The sequence below is a fragment of the Streptomyces sp. NPDC104106 genome (assembly GCF_055584345.1).
In genome coordinates this window covers 138960-157010 of record NZ_JBVJMF010000011.1, presented here as the reverse complement: position 1 = coordinate 157010, position 18051 = coordinate 138960, and the positions used below count along the sequence as shown (strand labels likewise).

The 18051-nt window shown below is 71.1% G+C and carries 16 protein-coding genes; 5 read left to right on the top strand and 11 right to left on the bottom strand.

Annotated features, from left to right (window positions below; all coding sequences use genetic code 11):
- Nucleotides 1-2 precede the first annotated feature (2 nt).
- Entirely contained in the window at nt 3-824 is an 822-nt protein-coding gene (locus tag ACZ60X_RS25565) for a nucleotidyltransferase domain-containing protein (protein WP_469602726.1), read from the bottom strand.
- Between the two features lie 138 nt (nt 825-962).
- Complete coding sequence (locus ACZ60X_RS25560) at nt 963-1637, bottom strand: Crp/Fnr family transcriptional regulator (protein ID WP_014674022.1); 675 nt, start codon at nt 1635-1637, stop codon at nt 963-965.
- A gap of 277 nt (nt 1638-1914) precedes the next feature.
- On the opposite strand from ACZ60X_RS25560, the gene nth reads away from it, so the two are divergent.
- The 3 genes from nth to ACZ60X_RS25545 all read left to right on the top strand — a co-directional run bounded on the left by nth (nt 1915) and on the right by ACZ60X_RS25545 (nt 4990).
- Nucleotides 1915-2925 carry an endonuclease III gene (gene nth / locus ACZ60X_RS25555; protein ID WP_469602723.1) on the top strand — a complete coding sequence of 337 codons (1011 nt, stop codon included), beginning with the start codon at nt 1915-1917 and terminating at the stop codon, nt 2923-2925.
- Between the two features lie 50 nt (nt 2926-2975).
- Complete coding sequence (locus ACZ60X_RS25550) at nt 2976-3671, top strand: NUDIX hydrolase (RefSeq protein ID WP_469602720.1); 696 nt, start codon at nt 2976-2978, stop codon at nt 3669-3671.
- 119 nt (nt 3672-3790) lie between these two features.
- On the top strand, nt 3791-4990 hold the full coding sequence (locus ACZ60X_RS25545) for a MarP family serine protease (RefSeq protein ID WP_469602717.1): 1200 nt from the start codon (nt 3791-3793) through the stop codon (nt 4988-4990).
- Between the two features lie 16 nt (nt 4991-5006).
- Here the strand turns inward: ACZ60X_RS25545 and ACZ60X_RS25540 are convergent, their stop codons facing one another.
- The 7 genes from ACZ60X_RS25540 to ACZ60X_RS25510 form a co-directional block, all read right to left on the bottom strand.
- A complete protein-coding gene (locus ACZ60X_RS25540; RefSeq protein ID WP_469602714.1) occupies nt 5007-5183 on the bottom strand; it encodes a hypothetical protein in 177 nt (58 codons plus the stop codon).
- A 152-nt stretch (nt 5184-5335) separates the two neighbouring features.
- Nucleotides 5336-6256 (bottom strand): alpha/beta fold hydrolase, encoded by a 921-nt coding sequence (locus tag ACZ60X_RS25535; RefSeq protein WP_469602712.1) that lies wholly within the window; start codon nt 6254-6256, stop codon nt 5336-5338.
- Nucleotides 6253-6741 (bottom strand): phage holin family protein, encoded by a 489-nt coding sequence (locus ACZ60X_RS25530; protein WP_469602709.1) that lies wholly within the window; start codon nt 6739-6741, stop codon nt 6253-6255. The genes ACZ60X_RS25535 and ACZ60X_RS25530 overlap by 4 nt, the downstream gene beginning before the upstream one ends.
- Before the next feature lie 125 nt (nt 6742-6866).
- Nucleotides 6867-8306: a Na+/H+ antiporter NhaA gene (gene nhaA / locus ACZ60X_RS25525; protein WP_469602706.1), complete on the bottom strand. Its 1440-nt coding sequence runs from the start codon at nt 8304-8306 to the stop codon at nt 6867-6869.
- 205 nt (nt 8307-8511) lie between these two features.
- On the bottom strand, nt 8512-10467 hold the full coding sequence (gene acs / locus ACZ60X_RS25520; protein ID WP_469602704.1) for an acetate--CoA ligase: 1956 nt from the start codon (nt 10465-10467) through the stop codon (nt 8512-8514).
- A gap of 115 nt (nt 10468-10582) precedes the next feature.
- Complete coding sequence (locus ACZ60X_RS25515; protein ID WP_469603110.1) at nt 10583-12157, bottom strand: carbonic anhydrase; 1575 nt, start codon at nt 12155-12157, stop codon at nt 10583-10585.
- The gene (locus ACZ60X_RS25510) at nt 12039-13034 is read right to left on the bottom strand and encodes a SulP family inorganic anion transporter (RefSeq protein ID WP_469602701.1); all 996 of its coding nucleotides are present in this window, start codon (nt 13032-13034) and stop codon (nt 12039-12041) included. Before ACZ60X_RS25510 ends, ACZ60X_RS25515 begins: the two co-directional genes overlap by 119 nt.
- Before the next feature lie 278 nt (nt 13035-13312).
- On the opposite strand from ACZ60X_RS25510, the gene ACZ60X_RS25505 reads away from it, so the two are divergent.
- Complete coding sequence (locus ACZ60X_RS25505) at nt 13313-14578, top strand: polysaccharide deacetylase family protein (protein WP_469602698.1); 1266 nt, start codon at nt 13313-13315, stop codon at nt 14576-14578.
- An 87-nt stretch (nt 14579-14665) separates the two neighbouring features.
- Here the strand turns inward: ACZ60X_RS25505 and ACZ60X_RS25500 are convergent, their stop codons facing one another.
- Nucleotides 14666-15664, bottom strand: coding sequence for an ATP-binding protein (locus ACZ60X_RS25500; RefSeq protein WP_469602696.1), 999 nt, complete (start codon nt 15662-15664; stop codon nt 14666-14668).
- Between the two features lie 94 nt (nt 15665-15758).
- On the opposite strand from ACZ60X_RS25500, the gene ACZ60X_RS25495 reads away from it, so the two are divergent.
- A complete protein-coding gene (locus ACZ60X_RS25495; protein WP_469602693.1) occupies nt 15759-16622 on the top strand; it encodes a Fic family protein in 864 nt (287 codons plus the stop codon).
- Nucleotides 16623-16952: 330 nt separating this feature from the next.
- Here ACZ60X_RS25495 and ACZ60X_RS25490 read toward each other — a convergent pair whose 3' ends face one another.
- On the bottom strand, nt 16953-17783 hold the full coding sequence (locus ACZ60X_RS25490) for an HAD family hydrolase (RefSeq protein ID WP_469602691.1): 831 nt from the start codon (nt 17781-17783) through the stop codon (nt 16953-16955).
- Between the last annotated feature and the right edge of the window lie 268 nt (nt 17784-18051).

Here is an 18051-nt window from a genome sequence, read left to right as displayed (position 1 = left end):
GCTCACTCGGATCTCGGCGCTTTGACGCCGTGCACGCGCGCGTACTCGCCGGCGAGCCAGGGGCCGAGGTCGTCCACGTACGTCCGCAGCACCTCCGGGTCGCCGACGGGCTCGTGGCCGTACTCCGCCGCCGTGCGCAGCTGTGCCGCCCACTCGGGGTAGTAGCCGCCGCACACCTCCGCCATCTCCCGCAGATCGCTGGTCCAGCCGTTCCAGCGGGGCATGACCAGCGTGAAGCCGGTGCGCACGAGGTGGCGGGACATGAAGCGCACGAGGGGACGCCGGGCCTCCTCGGTGTCCCGCGCCCCCGCGATCCGCTCCCGCCAGCGAGGCAGCCACCGGGCCAGGTCGCCGTTGGTCTCGCGGGCCAGCAGGGAGTCGGGCCGGTAGCGCGGCAGGTACTCGGCGAGGTCGTCGCCGAGCAGCGGGGTGCACAGACAGGCGACGAACCAGCCCAGGTCGTACCGCTCCTGCTCGCTCAGCAGCCGGTCCCGGCCGTACAGCAGTGTGCCGACGCCGTCGATCTGCGCGAACTCCTTGTCGACGGCCTCGCCGAGCGCGCGTACGGCCTCCCGGTCGGCGTCGGACGGCTCCTGCCGCAGGGCGACGAACAGGTCGAGGTCGCTGCGTCCCACGCGCGCGGTGCCGCGCGGGATCGACCCGTAGAGGTACGCGCTGTGCAGCCGTCGGCCGAAGAGGTCCAGGAGCCGGTCGCGCGCGTCCGCCACCACCGGGCGGAAGGCGTCGGGCACGCGCGCGAGGGAGCCTTCGCGCGCGATGAAGCCCAGGGGATCGAGGCCGGGACGGCAGATCGTGTCAGCCATGGGACAACTGTCCCGCGCGGTCCTGCCCGGGGCAGTTGATTTTCGGCTGACAGCGGGTGACAGGCGGGGTAACTCCGCCCGGCCGGTGTCCGTCACCCGAGGACCCCGAGGGAGCTGGGGCGGTGTGCCCCGGGTGCCTCAGCGGGAGCGCTTGGCGAGCCGCTCCACGTCCAGCAGGATCACGGCCCGCGCCTCCAGGCGGAGCCACCCGCGCTGGGCGAAGTCCGCCAGTGCCTTGTTCACGGTCTCGCGCGAGGCGCCGACCAACTGGGCCAGCTCCTCCTGCGTGAGGTCGTGGACGACGTGGATGCCCTCCTCGGACTGCACGCCGAAGCGGCGCGAGAGGTCCAGCAGGGCGCGGGCCACGCGGCCGGGGACGTCGGAGAAGACCAGGTCGGACATGGCGTCGTTGGTCTTGCGCAGCCGGCGGGCGACGGCGCGCAGCAGGGCGCCGGCCACCTCGGGTCGGGCGTTGAGCCAGGGCTGGAGGTCGCCGTGGCCGAGGCCGAGCAGCTTGACCTCGGTCAGCGCGGTCGCGGTGGCCGTACGGGGGCCGGGGTCGAACAGCGACAGCTCGCCGATCAGCTCACCGGGGCCGACGACGGCGAGCATGTTCTCGCGGCCGTCGGGGGAGGTGCGGTGCAGCTTGACCTTGCCCTCGGTGACGACGTAGAGCCGGTCACCGGGGTCGCCCTCGTGGAACAGTGAGTCACCGCGCGCGAGGGTCACCTCACTCATGGAGGCGCGGAGCTCCGCGGCCTGCTCGTCGTCGAGCGCCGCGAAGAGCGGGTTGCGCCGCAGAACGTCGTCCACGAGTTCTCTCCCTTGTCGACCTGCTCAGGGGATCTTGTTCCCCCGGTGTACCAGGGGACCGTGCTCCCCATTTTGCCGGACGGTCCAAACAGTGTGATCTGTCACAAGGATGCCGCACAGGTGTCCCGAGGTAAGCGTCAGGGGTCCAATCGGGGGCCGATCCTGTGGGTCCGGGGCGGATGTCAGTGGGGGGCTCTAGGCTGGCCGGGTGTCCAAATCACCGGTGAGAGCACAGGCCGAGGGGGCTTAGCGGGTGGTTGTACGTCGCGATTCCGCTGTGGGCGAACAGAGTCCTGAAGATAGTAAGAAAACCGGAAAAACGGTCAAAAAGGCCACCGCGAAGAAGGCGGCGCCCGAAAAGGCCACGGCGGCCCAGAAGGCCGTAGGAGCGAAGAAGGCGGTCGGGGCGAAGAAGGCGGTGGCGGCGAAGAAGGCCGTGGCCGCGGCGACCGGGGAGCGGGTCGCCGTGAAGAAGGCCGTGCCCGTCAGAAAGGTCGCGGTGAAGCCCCCGGCGCCCGAGTCCCGCACCGCCCTGGTCCGCCGCGCCCGCCGCATCAACCGCGAGCTGGCCGAGGTGTACCCGTACGCCCACCCCGAGCTGGACTTCGAGAACCCCTTCCAGCTGCTCGTCGCCACGGTGCTGTCCGCCCAGACCACCGACCTGCGCGTCAACCAGACGACCCCGGCGCTCTTCGCCCGGTACCCGACTCCCGAGGACCTGGCCGCCGCCAATCCGGAGGAGGTCGAGGAGATCCTGCGTCCCTGCGGCTTCTTCCGGGCCAAGACCAGGTCGGTCATAGGGCTCTCCAAGGCCCTCGCCGAGGACTTCGGCGGCGAGGTGCCCGGGCGGCTTGAGGACCTGGTCAAGCTGCCCGGCGTCGGCCGCAAGACCGCCTTCGTCGTGCTCGGCAACGCCTTCGGGCGCCCGGGGATCACCGTGGACACCCATTTCCAGCGGCTCGTACGGCGCTGGCGGTGGACCGACGAGACCGACCCCGACAAGATCGAGGCCGCCGTCGGCGCGCTGTTCCCGAAGAGCGAGTGGACCGATCTGTCCCACCACGTCATCTGGCACGGCCGCCGGATCTGCCACGCCCGCAAGCCCGCCTGCGGCGCCTGCCCGATCGCCCCGCTCTGCCCCGCCTACGGCGAGGGCGAGACCGATCCGGACAAGGCGAGGAAGCTCCTGAAGTACGAGAAGGGCGGCTTCCCCGGCCAGCGCCTGAAGCCCCCGCAGGCGTACCTCGACGCGGGCGGCACACCGGCCCCGCCGCTGGGGGCAGCGTGACGGAACGATCTCGGGGCCCTCGGGCGTTGTGCAGGCAGAGGGGGGTGGCGATGACGAAGGCCGGTGAGGCGCGCAGCGGTGCCGTGACGCTCAGCAAGGAGGGGCTGCCGCCCTGGCTGGCGCCGGTGGTGCAGGCGGCCGAGACGGTCGAGCCGGGCCAGCTGAGCCGCTTCCTGCCGCCGGAGAACGGCTCGGGGCGGAAGTCGGCGGTGCTGATCCTGTTCGGCGAGGGGGCGCGCGGCCCCGAGCTGCTGCTCATGGAGCGTGCCGGCTCCCTGCGCTCGCACGCCGGGCAGCCGTCCTTCCCGGGCGGCGCGCTCGACCCCGAGGACGGCGACCCGCTCACCGACGGGCCGCTGCGGGCCGCGCTGCGCGAGGCCGAGGAGGAGACCGGCCTCGACCCGTCCGGGGTCCAGCTCTTCGGCGTGCTGCCCGCGCTCTACATCCCCGTCAGCGGCTTCGTCGTCACCCCCGTGCTCGGCTGGTGGCGCGAGCCCAGCCCGGTCGGCGTCGTCGACCCGAACGAGACCGCGCGGGTCTTCACGGTCCCCGTGGCGGATCTCACGGACCCCGCCAACCGCGCCACCGCCGTCCACCCCAGCGGCCACCGAGGTCCGGCATTCCTGGTCGAATCGGCCCTCGTGTGGGGCTTCACGGCCGGAGTGATCGACCGCCTGCTGCATTTCGCGGGCTGGGAGCGCCCCTGGGACAGAGAGAAGCGGGTCCCACTCGACTGGCGGTCGTGACAGGGTGTCCACCGTGCTGTGTCTATCCGGGGGACGCCGTGTCCCTCTGCCCCTACGTGGCGGGCCGGACCCCCGTCCGAGCCGCGGACAGCGGAGTGGAATGGGCGAGGCCTGAATCAGTGAACGCGCTGGACATCCTGTTGCTGCTCGCGGCCGTGTGGTTCGCGATCGTGGGCTACCGCCAGGGCTTCGTCGTCGGCATCCTGTCGGTGATCGGCTTCCTCGGGGGCGGTGCCGCCGCCGTGTACGCGCTGCCCGTCATCTGGGACGCCGTGACCGACAAGGCGAGCGTCGGCACCACCGCGGCCGTGGTCGCCGTGGTCGTCATCATCGTCTGCGCCTCCGTCGGCCAGGCCCTGACCACCCACCTCGGCAACAAGCTGCGCCGGTACATCACCTGGTCCCCGGCCCGCGCCCTGGACGCCACCGGCGGCGCGCTCGTCAACGTCGTCGCGATGCTGCTGGTCGCCTGGGTGATCGGCTCCGCCCTCGCCGGTACGACGCTGCCGACGCTCGGCAAGGAGTTCCGCAGCTCCAAGGTGCTCCTCGGCGTCTCCCGGGCGCTGCCCGGGCAGGCGAACACCTGGTTCGCCGACTTCTCCTCCGTCCTCGCGCAGAACGGCTTCCCGCAGGTCTTCAGCCCCTTCGCCAACGAGCCGATCAAGGACGTCCAGCCGCCCGACCCGGCTCTCGCCGGCAGCCCGGTCGCCACCCGCGCCGAGCGCTCGATCGTCAAGGTCACCGGCACCGCCCAGAGCTGCGGCAAGGTCCTGGAGGGCTCCGGCTTCGTCTTCGCCGACCGCCGGGTCATGACCAACGCGCACGTGGTCGGCGGCGTCGACGCGCCCACCGTGCAGATCGGCGGAGAGGGCCGAAAGTACGCCGCCAAGGTCGTCCTGTACGACTGGAAGCGCGACATCGCCGTGCTCGACGTACCGGACCTGCGGGCGACCGCGCTGCGGTTCTCCGGGCAGGAGGCGTCCGGCGGGGACGGCGCGATCGTCGCGGGCTTCCCCGAGAACGGCTCGTACGACGTACGCGCCGCGCGCGTGCGCGGGCGCATCACGGCCAACGGCCCGGACATCTACCACCGCGGCACGGTCAGCCGTGACGTGTACTCGCTGTACACGACCGTCCGCCAGGGCAACTCGGGCGGCCCGCTGCTCACCCCCGACGGCCGGGTCTACGGCGTCGTGTTCGCCAAGTCGCTCGACGACGCCGAGACGGGCTACGCCCTCACGGCGGACGAGATCCGCCCCGACGTCGACCGGGGGCGCAGGGCGACCGAGGAAGTGGGAACGGACAGCTGCGCCCTGTGACGCGTCGCGGAAGCGCTCAGCCGCGCGGGTGACGCAGCCGCACCGAGACCCAGCGGGCCCGGCGGCGCAGGATGCGCGGAATCCCCACCCGCAGGTCTGCTTCCGCCAGTTGGGGGGTACCCCGCTGAGGCGTGCCCAGCCCGGCGGCGGAGCGGCGGTTGCGGGGTGCGTCACTGTCGTGCGTCCAGCCCATACCCCGACGTGTGCCCCACCAGAAGGTCGATAACCGCTTGTGCGCCCCCCAATTGGCCTATGCGGCAGGCATGTGGCTGTTCGAAGGACAAGTGTTCAGGAAGCGGATACTCCGCGCATCGGACCCGTCACCGTACGGTCACCGGCATACCGTCACCGGTCGGGCTCGGGGTCCTTCAGCCAGTTGACGAGTTCCGTGGAGAACGCCACCGGGTCCTCCTCGTGGGGGAAGTGCCCGAGGCCGTCGAACAGCCGCCAGCGGTACGGGGCTTCGACGTACTCGCCGGAGCCGGCCGAGCTGCGGGTGCGGGTCACCGGGTCGAGTGAACCGTGCAGATGCAGGGTGGGCACCCGAACGGGTCGTTTCATACGGCGGTTGAACTGGATGCCGTCCGGGCGGGCCAGCGAGCGGACCAGCCAGCGGTACGGCTCGATCGAGCAGTGCGCGGTCGAGGGGATGCACATGGCCCGCTGGTACGCCGCCACCGCCTCGTCCTCCGGCGCGCGCGGCCCGGACCACTCCCGGATCAGCCGGCCCACCAGTGCCCCGTCGTCCGCGGTGAGTTGATGTTCCGGAAGCCACGGCCGCTGGAAGCCCCAGATGTAGGAGTTGGCGGCCGTCTGCCTCGCGTCGCGCAGCATGGCCGCTCGCCAGCGCCGCGGATGGGGCATCGACACCACGGCGAGCCGGCGTACGAGCTTGGGCCGCATCGCCGCCGCCGTCCACGCCAGGTAGCCGCCCAGGTCATGGCCTACCAGCGCCGCGTCCGGCTCGCCGAGCGAGCGGATCACGCCGGTGATGTCCAGCGCGAGGTTCGCGGGGTCGTACCCGCGGGGCGTGCGGTCGCTGCCGCCGACGCCCCGCAGGTCCATGGCCACCGCCCGGTATCCCGCGTCCGCGAGCGCCGTCAGCTGGTGGCGCCACGTCCACCAGAACTGCGGGAAGCCGTGCAGCAGCAGCACCAGCGGGCCGTCGCCGAGTTCGGCGATGTGGAAGCGCGCGCCGTTGGCGGCGACGTCCCGGTGCGTCCAGGGGCCTTCGATCCGTACGGCCGAGGGGGCGGGGTCGGTCATGACGACGAGCGTGCCACAGCTTCGATGGCGGCGGGACCACGGTCCTCGGGCAGTTCGGCGCGCGGGTGGGGCTTGGCGTTCTGCAGGACGCCCGCCGTCTCCTTCATCGACGCGGCCACCTTCTGCGGGCCCTTGCTCTTCTTGGCCTTCTTCGCGAAGACCAGGCCGAGGAGCCCGAGCAGCCCGGCGACCACCACGTTGGCCGCGAAGGACAGCACGAAGCAGATCGCCAGGTTCCAGCCGCTCCAGGTCCGGATGCCGTAGGCGAGGGCGAAGTTGAGCATCGGCAGGGAGAACAGCAGCACCATGCCCGCCATCGAGAAGGCGCCGCCGCTGACCGCGCCCTTCTTCACGTCCTGCTTCAGCTGGGCTTTGGCCAGCGCGATCTCGTCGTGCACCAGCGCCGACAATTCGGTCGTCGCCGAGGCGAACAGCTGGCCGATGCTGCGTTCGGCGCCGACCGGGCTGCCGTCGGGTGCGCTCATCGCGTTCTCCCTCAAAGGTCTGACGGGCCGCAGCTGTCCGGTCCGGTACGGCCGCCCCGCTCGCGCGGCGGCCCGGTCCGGCCTCCTGCTGGTGTGGCCGTCTTGTTTTGTACCGTCTCGTCAGATCATGCCGGACGGCCGTCCTCCCCGCCTGCCCCGCCCGCCACTTCGGCAAGCCCGTGGCGTGCCGCAGCGGCCCGCTCGGCGGCGATGCGCCGGTGCTCGGCGGCCTTGCGCTCGTGGATCTCGGCCATGCGCAGGTGGTACGCCGGGTCGTCCTGCTCGTACACGTCCGGGATGCCGTCGAGGTCGTCGTCGCGCTCCTCTTCCTCGCACAGCCTGCGGTACTTGGCGTTGCGCATCTTCAGCAGCACCGTCGCACACACCGCCGCGATCAGCGATCCGGTGAGGACGGCGGCCTTCACCTCGTCGCTGAGGACGGCGTCGCCGGCGAAGGCGAGTTCGCCGATGAGCAGGGAGACGGTGAAGCCTATTCCGGCGAGCGAGGCCACCGCGAAGACGTCGGCCCAGGCGAGGTCCTCGCTCAGGGAGGCGCGGGTGAAGCGGACGGTCAGCCACGTGCCGCCGAATATGCCGAGCGTCTTGCCGATGACCAGCCCGAGGACCACGCCCAGCGTCTCGGGCTTCGTGAACACGTCCCCGAGCGCCCCGCCGGAGACCTTCACCCCGGCGCTGAGCAGCGCGAACACCGGGACAGCGAGCCCTGCGGACAGTGGCCGCACCAGGTGCTCGATGTGCTCGCCGGGAGAGTGCTCCTCACCTTCGCGGGTGGTGCAGCGCAGCATCAGGCCCATCGCCACCCCGGCGATCGTGGCGTGCACGCCGCTGTTGTACATCAGCGCCCAGATCACCAGCGCGAGCGGCACGTACACGTACCACCCGCGCACGCCCTTGCGCAGGAGCACCCAGAACACGACCAGACCCGCGACGGCGCCGCCGAGCGCGGCGAAGTTCACCCGGTCGGTGAAGAAGATCGCGATGATCAGGATCGCGAAGAGGTCGTCGACGACCGCGAGGGTGAGCAGGAAGGCGCGCAGGGCGCTGGGCAGCGAGGTGCCGATGACCGCGAGGACGGCGAGCGCGAAGGCGATGTCGGTCGCGGTGGGCACCGCCCAGCCACGCGTCGAACCGTGCCCGGCGAGGTTGGTGAGGGTGGAGACGAGCGCCGGTACGGCCATGCCGCACAGCGCGGCGACCACGGGCAGCGCGGCCGCCTCCGGATCGCGCAGGTCCCCGGCGACCAGCTCGCGCTTCAGCTCGATGCCGGCGACGAAGAAGAACACCGCGAGCAGGCCGTCGGCGGCCCAGTGCGCCAGGGACAGGTGCAGACCGAGCGAACCGGGGCCCAGGTGGAAGTCGGTGACGGCTTCGTAGCCGTGGTGGAGGGCGGGGATGTTCGCCCAGACGAGGGCCGCGACGGCGGCGAGGAGCAGCAGGACACCGCCGACTGTCTCCGTGCGCAGCGCGTCCGCGACGAAGGACCGCTCGGGCAGCGACAGGCGTCCGAGGACCTTACGGGCTGTACGGGTGCGGGGCGCGGCCACGGGGGACCTCCGGTGGATAGGCAGGACGGCTCACCTTGCCGACCAGACTTCCCGGCACACCCTTGTCGTACTTTTGACGCTTTACTTAGCTTACCTAAGCGTGGCGCTTTGCTCAAAGGGAGCGGCCCGGGCCGGTGGTCCGCACGCGGACGCGCACGGGGCGCCCGGCCTGCGGGCCGGGCGCCCCGTCGCTGTCCGGTGCCGGTCAGTCCTCGCTGGGCGCTGCCGGCAGCTTGGCCTGGATGAGGTCCATGACCGTGGAGTCCGTCAGGGTCGTGACGTCTCCGAGCTGGCGGTTCTCGGCGACGTCGCGCAGCAGCCGGCGCATGATCTTGCCGGAGCGGGTCTTGGGCAGCTCGCCCACCGGCAGGATCCGCCTGGGCTTGGCGATCGGGCCGAGCGTGGCTCCCACGTGGTCGCGCAGTTCGCCGACGAGCGCCTCGGTCTCCGCGGCCGTACCGCGCAGGATGACGAAGGCGACGATCGCCTGGCCGGTGGTCTCGTCGGCGGCGCCGACGACGGCCGCCTCGGCGACCGAGGGGTGCGAGACGAGCGCCGACTCGACCTCGGTGGTGGAGATGTTGTGCCCGGACACGAGCATGACGTCGTCCACACGGCCGAGCAGCCAGATGTCGCCGTCGTCGTCCTTCTTCGCGCCGTCACCGGCGAAGTACTTGCCCTCGAAGCGGGACCAGTAGGTGTCCACGAACCGCTGGTCGTCGCCCCAGATGGTGCGCAGCATCGACGGCCACGGCTCGGTCAGCACCAGGTAGCCGCCGCCGCCGTTCGGCACCTCGTTCGCCTCGTCGTCCACGACGGTCGCGCTGATGCCGGGCAGCGGGGTCTGCGCGGAGCCGGGCTTGGCGTCGGTGACCCCGGGCAGCGGCGAGATCATCATCGCGCCGGTCTCGGTCTGCCACCACGTGTCCACGACGGGCGTGGCGTCGGCGCCGATGTTCTTCCGGTACCAGATCCACGCCTCGGGGTTGATGGGCTCGCCGACGGAACCGAGGACACGCAGGCTGCCGAGGTCGAACTTGGCGGGGATGCCGTCGCCCCACTTCATGAACGTCCGGATCGCGGTCGGCGCGGTGTAGAGGATCGTGACCTTGTACTTCTGCACGATCTCCCAGAACCGGCCCTGGTGGGGAGTGTCCGGCGTGCCCTCGTACATGACCTGCGTCGCGCCGTTGGCCAGCGGGCCGTAGACGATGTACGAGTGCCCGGTGACCCAGCCGACGTCGGCCGTGCACCAGTACACGTCCGTCTCCGGCTTCAGGTCGAAGACGGCCCAGTGGGTGTACGCCGTCTGCGTGAGGTAGCCGCCGGAGGTGTGCAGGATGCCCTTCGGCTTACCCGTCGTCCCTGAGGTGTAGAGGATGAACAGCGGGTGCTCGGCGTCGAACGCCTCCGGGGTGTGCTCGGCGGACTGCCGGCCCACCACGTCGTGCCACCACAGGTCCCGCGCGTCGTTCCAGGCGACGTCCTGACCGGTACGGCGCACCACCAGCACGTGCTCGACGCCGGTGGCCTTGGTCAGTGCCTCGTCCACGGCCGGCTTGAGCGCGGAGGGCTTGCCGCGCCGGTAGCCGCCGTCCGAGGTGATGACGACCTTGGCGTCCGCGTCCTGGATGCGGGTCGCGAGTGCGTCGGCCGAGAAGCCGCCGAAGACGACCGAGTGCGCGGCGCCGATCCGGGCCGAGGCCAGCATCGCGATCGCGGTCTCCGGGATCATCGGCATGTAGATGGCGACCCGGTCGCCCTTGCGGACGCCCAGCTCCAGCAGGGCGTTGGCCGCCCTGGAGACCTCGTCCTTCAGCTCCGCGTAGGTGATCGAGCGGCTGTCGCCGGGCTCGCCCTCGAAGTGGATGGCGACGCGGTCGCCGTGTCCCGCCTCGACGTGGCGGTCCACGCAGTTGTAGGCGACGTTCAGCTCGCCGTCCTTGAACCACTTCGCGAACGGAGGGTTCGACCAGTCCAGCGTCTCGGTCGGTTCCTTGGCCCAGGTCAGCCGACGGGCCTGCTCGGCCCAGAAGCCGAGCCTGTCAGCCTTGGCCTGTGCGTACGCCTCCGCGGTGACGTTGGCGTGCGCGGCCAGGTCGGCGGGCGGCGCGAACCTGCGTTCTTCTTTGAGCAGGTTGGCCAGGCTTTCGTTGCTCACGACATCTCCCTCTCGAAGGGTGTCCGTTGTGTCCCAGGCCACAGCTCATCAGACGCGGGGGTCCGATGACAAGGGTCGTCGGCAAAATTGGTTTAGACCTATCGATGAGTGGGGCTCAACCGGCCCCACGTGCCTCCTCTCCTGCGACGACGCCCTCCTTGACGCCCACGAACTCCCGGCCCCCTTCCCCTTCCGCCCCGGCCAGCAGATAGGCCCGCGCCTCGGCCACGTCGAAGTACATCCCGTGCAACTCCAGCGTGCCTCTGGCCAGCGCCCGCGCGACCGGCCGGTGCGCCCGCAGGTGCTCCAACTGCTGGACCACGTTGGCCAGGCACAGCTCCTCCACAGCGTCCGCCGGCGGCCGCCCGGCGAGCCCCGGCCGACCGCGGTGGTCCTGGCTCGTCCGCGCGAGACTCGGCAGGCCGTGGCGGAGCCATCGGCGCAGCGGCGTGCCCTCGCCGGCGGGCGCGGCCACGGTCCCGTCCGCACCCGAACCGCCGGTCCCGGTTCCGGTCCCGACCTCGGTCCCGGCGGACAGCAGCGCCTGCATCGCCCCGGATCCCGAATGCCCGCACACGGTGATGGAGCGCACCCCGAGCACCTCCACGGCGTACTCGACGGCAGCCGCCACCGAGTCGTCACCGTGCTCCTTGCCCGGCGGCGGCACCAGGTTGCCGACGTTGCGGACGACGAACAGGTCGCCGGGACCACTGGCGGTGATCATCGACGTGACGAGCCGGGAGTCGGCGCAGGTCAGGAAGAGCTGTGCGGGCCGCTGCCTCTCCCGGGCGAGCCGCGCCAACTCCGCCCGCACCAGCGGCGCGGTGTGCCGCTGGAACGAACCGATGCCCCGCGCCAGCTCCCGCCCCGCCGCCTCACCCCGAGCCGCAGCTGATCGCGCCATGGCGTCCAGGGCCGCCACCGACACACGCCGGCCCGGACGGCTGGTCTGTCCGAGCCGCCGGTCGGCCCGGCCGGACCGGTGGCGACCCAAGCGGGGTGCGCCAGGGCCCGGTTCAGGGCCGCGGAGGTGCGCACTCCGCCGCGGCGGCCGGGCAGGGCGGCCGTGCCGCCTCCCGCGACGTGGGCGTTGTGCCAGTCCTGCAGTGACTCGTACGTCGCGTGGTCGATGAACGAGCCGTCCAACTCCACGACCGCATGAGCACCTTGGGGCACGAGATGCAGGGCTCTGCTGAGCCGGGGCACCGCGAGGAACGTCACCTGGCCTCTGATACGTACGTGGTGGACTCCTTCCTTCTGGACATGGGTGATACGGGTGCGGGCGAGGCGGTGCAGGGCGAGGGCGACCGCCGAGGCGACCCCGAGGAACACGCCCTGGAGGACGCCGAGGAGCACCACCCCGAGTGTGGTCGCGGCGTAGACCAGCGCTTCTCGGTGGCGCGTCACCGTGCGGATGTGGTGCAGGGACACCATCTGGATGCCGACGGCCATCACCAGGGCGGCGAGGGAGGCGAGCGGGATCTCCCCCAGGATCGGGGCCGTCAGCACGGCGGCGACTACTACGAGAACGCCGTGCAGCATCGTGGAGTTCCGGCTCACCGCACCGGATTTCACATGCGCCGCGCTGCGCACCGCCACTCCCGCGACCGGCAGCCCGCCGAGTGCCCCGGAGACCACGTTGGCGGCTCCCTGGCCCAGCAACTCCCGGTCGAGATCGGCCGGCCGACACCGGCGACCGCGCCGATGGGGGCGAGCGGGCCGGAGCGGGCGGCGACCAGCTTGTCCACGGCCACCGCGCCGAGCAGCGACTGCACGCTGCACACCAGCGTGGTCGTGAGTAAGGCGGCGACGACGCCGAGGACCGGGCCCTCGGGCAGCCCGGCCAGGGCGTGGCTGCGCCAGGACTGCAGGTCCACCCGGGGCAGGGCCAGGCCGGCGAGGGCGGCCGTGGTGGTGGCTCCGGTGACGGCGACGAGGGCGGCGGGCTGCCGGCGCAGCAGGTGTCCGGCGCGACCGGGCAGGCGGGGCCAGGCCAGCAGCAGCGCGAGCGTGAGGGCGCTCATCGACACGGCCGCCGGATGCAGCCGGGCCAACTGGTCAGGCAGAGCACGGAGGTTGGCGATGACGGAGCTGGTCGGGCTGCCGCCGAGGACGATGTGCAGCTGGGCGATGGTGAGGCCGATTCCGGCGAGCATGCCGTGCACCGCGGCCGGGCTGACGGCGAGCGCGCCGCGCGCCACCCGCAGGCAGCCGAGGCCGAGCTGCGCGAGTCCGGCGAGGACGGTGATGCCGCAGGTCGCCCGCCAGCCGTAGCGCTGGATCAGGTCGGCGGTGACCACGGTCAGCCCCGCGGCGGGCCCGCTCACCTGGAGCGGGCAGCCGCCGAGCCGGCCGGCCACGATCCCGCCCACGGCCGCGGCGACCAGGCCGGCCTGGAGCGGGGCGCCTGTGGCGAGGGCGATGCCCAGGGACAGGGGCAGCGCGATCAGGAAGACCGCGACGGACGCGGACAGGTCGGCACCCGCGAAGGGGAGGCGGCGGCGCCGGGCCGGCGGACCGTGCGGCTTGTGGGGGTGCTGGGCGTGAGGACGTGCGCAGGCTGGCATGGTCCCGACTCCTCCGGAGCGGCTGGGCGCGGGCTGGCTGAGGTGCAGCACGGACAGTAAATAAAAGGTAATGCAATGTAAATAGATGGCATAGCTTTTCGGTGCAGATGACCTATCGAATCGCTCGCGCGAGTGAACTAATCATTTGATCGGCTTGTCGTAGTAACTCCTTCTCGGCCCCGTGCGACCTTGGCGGCGCTGTCGGTTCCATCCCGGCATGCCACGAGAAAGCAGCCCTTTTCAGCGTGTGCCCGAGAGAAGGAAGAAGGTGGCGGAACATGACCGCCAACCAGAGGATCGCCGTCGGCGTCGTGGTCGCCGCGGTCTGTGCCTCGTCGCTCGCCGGTTGCGCGACCGGCTCCCACGGTCCGAAGGAAGGGGCGCCCGGCCCGCAGAAGGGGGCGGCGGCACCCCGGAACGTGGTCCGGCTGATCGGCGACGGCTCCACCGCGTACACCGGTGCGCAGCCGCATCTGCCCAGGCCCGAGCGGCTCAAGCCCGGTCAGAAGCCTCCCCAGTTCGTCGTCTTCTCCTGGGACGGCGCGGGCGAGGACAGCCAGAAGCTGTTCTCGCACTTCCGCAAGGTCGCCAAGGAGAACCACGCGACGATGACGTACTTCCTCAGCGGCGTGTACATGCTGCCGGAGGACAAGCGCGACCTCTACAAGCCCCCGCAGCACTCGCCGGGCCGCTCCGACATCGGTTTCAACAACCAGCAGGGGATCGCCGACACCGTCAAACAGGCCCGGCTTGCCTGGTTGGAGGGCAACGAGATCGGCACCCACTTCAACGGCCACTTCTGCGGGCCGGACGGCGGGGTCGGCACCTGGTCTGTGGACGAGTGGAAGAGCGAGATCAACCAGGCCAAGCAGTTCGTGAAGACCTGGAAGACCAACACCGGCATGAAGAAGGCGGCCCCGCTGCCCTTCGACTACGACAAGGAGCTGATCGGCGCCCGCACCCCCTGCCTCGAAGGCCAGCAGAACTTCATGAAGGCGGCCCGCCGGCTGGGCTTCCGCTACGACTCCAGCGGCGTCGACAACCAGGTCTGGCCACAGAAGAAGGAGGGCCTGTGGGACCTGTCGATGCAGCTGGTGCCCTTCCCGGGCCACACCTACGAGCAGCTGACCATGGACTACAACTTCATGGTCAACCAGTCCGGCACCCAGACCCAGGGCGACCCCGACAAGTTCGACTACTGGGGCGAGCAGATGCGCGACGGCCTGGTCAAGGGCTTCTACCGGGCCTACGACGGCAACCGCGCGCCACTGGTCATCGGCAACCACTTCGAGTCCTGGAACGGCGGTACGTACATGCGTGCCGTCGAGGACACGGTGAAGGAGGTGTGCAACAAGCCCGACGTGCGCTGCGTGTCCTTCCACCAGCTCGCCGACTGGCTGGACGCCCAGGATCCGCAGACCCTGAAGAAGCTGCGCACCCTGCAGGTGGGCGAGGCGCCCAGGCAGGGCTGGGCGTCCTTCCTCTCCGGGCGTCCGGCTCCGGCGCCCAAGGGGGTGCCCGGGGCGCCGGCGGTCAAGCAGTAGCCGTCGGGCGGTGGCCGCCATCGGGTGGTCGGCGAGGGGGCGACGGCGCGCGGCCGACGGCGATGAGCCGGTGCCGGGAACGTGTCGTCAGGCCGGAGCCGTGACGCCCGCGACGGCGCTCTCGCCGAGCACGAAGCCGGGGTCGACCTGGGCCGCCAGGTCGGTCCCGGTGCGTTCGTTGCCCCACGCCTCGGCGTTCTTCAGGTGGAAGTGGACCATCTGGCGGGTGTAACGCTCCCAGTCCCGCAGCTCGTACGTGGCGTCCGCGGTGGCCCGCAGGACGTGCAGAGCGCGGGAGTTGGCCTCCTCCAGCAGATCGAACCGGGGCGGGCGCCCCTTCTCCATGGCGCGCACCCAGTCCGAGCGGCCCACCGTCACCAGCAGGTCGTCCCCGACCTCCGCGCGCAGGAAGTCGATGTCGTCCTGTTCCTGGATCTTGTTGCCGACGACCTTCAGGGCGACGCCGAAGTCGCGGGCGTACTCCTTGTACTGGCGGTAGACGGAGACCCCCTTCCGGGTCGGCTCGGCGACGAGGAACGTCATGTCGAATCGGGTGAACATGCCGGAGGCGAAGGAGTCGGAACCGGCCGTCATGTCGACCACGACGTACTCGTCGGGGCCGTCGACGAGGTGGTTCAGGAACAGCTCCACCGCTCCCGTCTTGGAGTGGTAGCAGGCGACCCCCAGGTCGGCGTCCGTGAAGGGGCCTGTGACCATCAAACGTACGGCGCCGCCGTCGAGTTCCACCGGGCGCGCGCAGGCGTCGTAGATGTCGTTGGGCTCCCGGACCCGGACCAGGCGCGAGCCCTCACCGGGCGGGGTCGTCTTGATCATCGTGGTGGCGGAGGGGATGCGCGGGTTCGTGCCGCGCAGATAGTCCTTGATCAGCGGCAGCCGCTCACCCATGGCGGGCAGCGCGGCCGCCTCTGCCTCGTCGAGTCCGAGCGCCGGACCGAGGTGCTGGTTGATGTCCGCGTCGATGGCGACCACCGGGGCGCCGGCGGCCGCGAGATGGCGGATGAAGAGGGACGAGAGCGTGGTCTTGCCGCTGCCGCCCTTCCCGACGAAAGCAATTTTCATGTTCATCAACGGTAGTCAGTCGATCGCTGTATGTGTCAGTCAGAGTGAAGAAGACCACTCCTTCGAGGGGCAGGGCGATGAGGTGCGTAGTGTCGTACTCATGAGTACGACAGGCGCGCCCGCCGATCCGCCCCCAAGCTCGCGAACGACTTCGAGCAAGGGGGACCCGCTTGCGGCCCTGGGCTCACTGCCCGGTGTGGCCGAGTCCGTGGAGTCCGTGCGCAAGGCAGTGGACCGGGTCTACGGACACCGGATCATGCGGCGCCGCAGCACCGAGATCACCGCCGAGGCGGCCCTGCGCGGCGCCCGTGGCTCGGCCGCGTTGTCCGGCGCCGACTGGGCCCTGGAGGAGGTGCGGCGGCGCACCGACTTCAGCGGCGATGCCGAGGCGCGCGTGATGGGCGCGGCCCTGCGCCTGTCCGCCGAGGCGGGGCAGCTGCTGTCCATCTGGCGCCAGTCGCCGCTGCGGGTGCTGGCCCGGCTGCACCTGGTGGCCGCGGCGGGCGACGGCGACGAGACCGGCCGGCCGCGCCAGGCGGGTGAGGCGGTGGACGAACCGCTGATCGAGCTGCCACTGCCGGACGCCGCGGAGGTCTCCGGTCGGCTGGAGGGGCTCGCGGAGCTGATCATCGCCGGGTCGTCCGCGCCCGCGCTGGTCACGGCCGCCGTGGTGCACGGCGAACTGCTCGCCCTGCGGCCCTTCGTGTCGCACAACGGCCTGGTCGCGCGCGCGGCCGAGCGGATCGTCCTGGTCGGCAGCGGCCTGGACCCGAAGGCGATCTGCCCGGCCGAGGTCGGGTACGCCGAGCTGGGCCGCGCCGCCTACCTGGCGGCCCTCGACGGATACGTCTCCGGCACCCCCGAGGGCATGGCGGCCTGGATCGCCCACTGCGGACGGGCGGTCGAGCTGGGCGTGCGGGAGTCGACGGCCGTCTGCGAGGCGCTCCAGCGGGGCGCGGCCTGACACATGTGTGAACGCGATGCGGCGGTACGATTTCTCGTACCGCCGCTGGCATGCTCACCGGGTTACCAAGCGTCCTCGATGTGTCGCCCATCAGGTCGGGATCTTTGCCCGTCACCTGGTGCGGCTGGCCCGTAATCGACGGGTCGACGTCGCGTGGGTGCCCGGTGTTCATGCGGGGTCCGTGGGGCCAACTGCGTAGTGGTAGGTGATCCTCGCGGATGTCCTTTGGTCTCGCGGGCCTGAATTCTTTCTACCGCGAGCCCGGAGGAAGCGGAAGCCCTGTTCGCACTTCTTTACTTTAGGGTTCAAACAGGGTGAAACGGGTCGAGTTCAGGCCGTGCCGCGACGCCGGCTGGCGTACCAGACGAGGCCCGCGGTCGCGGCCGCCGCCCCTACGGCCGCCGCTGCGACGAGCGCCGGGCGGGGCGGGACCGCCAGTGTGGGCAGCCGTTTCTTGAGCGGGACCGGTCGGCGGAACTCCAGAACCGGCCACCCGCGCACGAGAGCCTCGCGGCGCAGCGCGCGGTCCGGGTTGACGGCGTGCGGATTGCCGACCGCCCGGAGCATCGGCAGATCGGTCGCGGAGTCGCTGTAGGCGTAGCAGCGGTCGAGGTCGTAGCCCTCGGACGCGGCCAGCTCGCGGATCGCCTCGGCCTTGGTCGGGCCGTAGGCGTAGTACTCCACCTCCCCGGTGAAGCAGCCGTCGTCGCCGACGACCATGCGGGTGGCCACCACCCGGTCCGCTCCCAGCAGTTCGCCGATCGGCTCGACCACCTCGGCGCCCGAGGTCGACACGATGACCACGTCGCGCCCGGCCGTGTGGTGCTCCTCGATGAGGGAGGCGGCCTCGTCGTAGATGATCGGGTCGATCAGGTCGTGCAGGGTCTCGGCGACGATCTCCCGCACCTGCCGCACGTTCCAGCCGCGGCACAGGGTGGACAGATACTCGCGCATGCGCTCCATCTGGTCGTGATCCAGGCCGCCGGCCAGGAAGACGAACTGGGCATATGCGGTGCGCAGCGCGGCCCTGCGGTTGATCAGTCCGCCTTGGTAGAAGGACTTGCTGAAGGTGAGCGTGCTCGACTTCGCAATGACCGTCTTGTCCAGGTCAAAGAAGGCCGCGGCGCGGGGCGAGGAGTGGTTTTCCACGTCCCTGAGCATAGGCGCCCACCATTCGGCGTAAGGTGTGGCGCGTGGGTTTGCCTGAGAGGGCTCTCGGGTACACCATGGAAGTCACGGATCGTTCGCGACCGTGCTAACCCGGTCCGACTCCTCCCCCCCCGAGTCGGCCGTGGGGACGACCCCCGCTCTCCCCCCCGGCGGGGGTCGTCGCATGTCCGGACGGCTTTACGTCCTCTTCCCCTTCCCTTTCGCGGTCGCGTGGCCGCCGGTGCGCCGTCGTGGGCGACGTTTCGCCATGCCCGTGATC

Coding starts and splice junctions, on each gene's coding strand:
- ACZ60X_RS25540 (WP_469602714.1), bottom strand. CDS start 5,183: ATGGGCTGGACGCACGACAGTGACGCACCCCGCAACCGCCGCTCCGCC.
- ACZ60X_RS25505 (WP_469602698.1), top strand. CDS start 13,313: ATGACCGCCAACCAGAGGATCGCCGTCGGCGTCGTGGTCGCCGCGGTC.
- ACZ60X_RS25490 (WP_469602691.1), bottom strand. CDS start 17,783: ATGCTCAGGGACGTGGAAAACCACTCCTCGCCCCGCGCCGCGGCCTTC.
- ACZ60X_RS25510 (WP_469602701.1), bottom strand. CDS start 13,034: ATGCCAGCCTGCGCACGTCCTCACGCCCAGCACCCCCACAAGCCGCAC.
- ACZ60X_RS25550 (WP_469602720.1), top strand. CDS start 2,976: ATGACGAAGGCCGGTGAGGCGCGCAGCGGTGCCGTGACGCTCAGCAAG.
- ACZ60X_RS25530 (WP_469602709.1), bottom strand. CDS start 6,741: ATGAGCGCACCCGACGGCAGCCCGGTCGGCGCCGAACGCAGCATCGGC.
- ACZ60X_RS25565 (WP_469602726.1), bottom strand. CDS start 824: ATGGCTGACACGATCTGCCGTCCCGGCCTCGATCCCCTGGGCTTCATC.
- ACZ60X_RS25500 (WP_469602696.1), bottom strand. CDS start 15,664: ATGAACATGAAAATTGCTTTCGTCGGGAAGGGCGGCAGCGGCAAGACC.
- ACZ60X_RS25535 (WP_469602712.1), bottom strand. CDS start 6,256: ATGACCGACCCCGCCCCCTCGGCCGTACGGATCGAAGGCCCCTGGACG.
- ACZ60X_RS25495 (WP_469602693.1), top strand. CDS start 15,759: ATGAGTACGACAGGCGCGCCCGCCGATCCGCCCCCAAGCTCGCGAACG.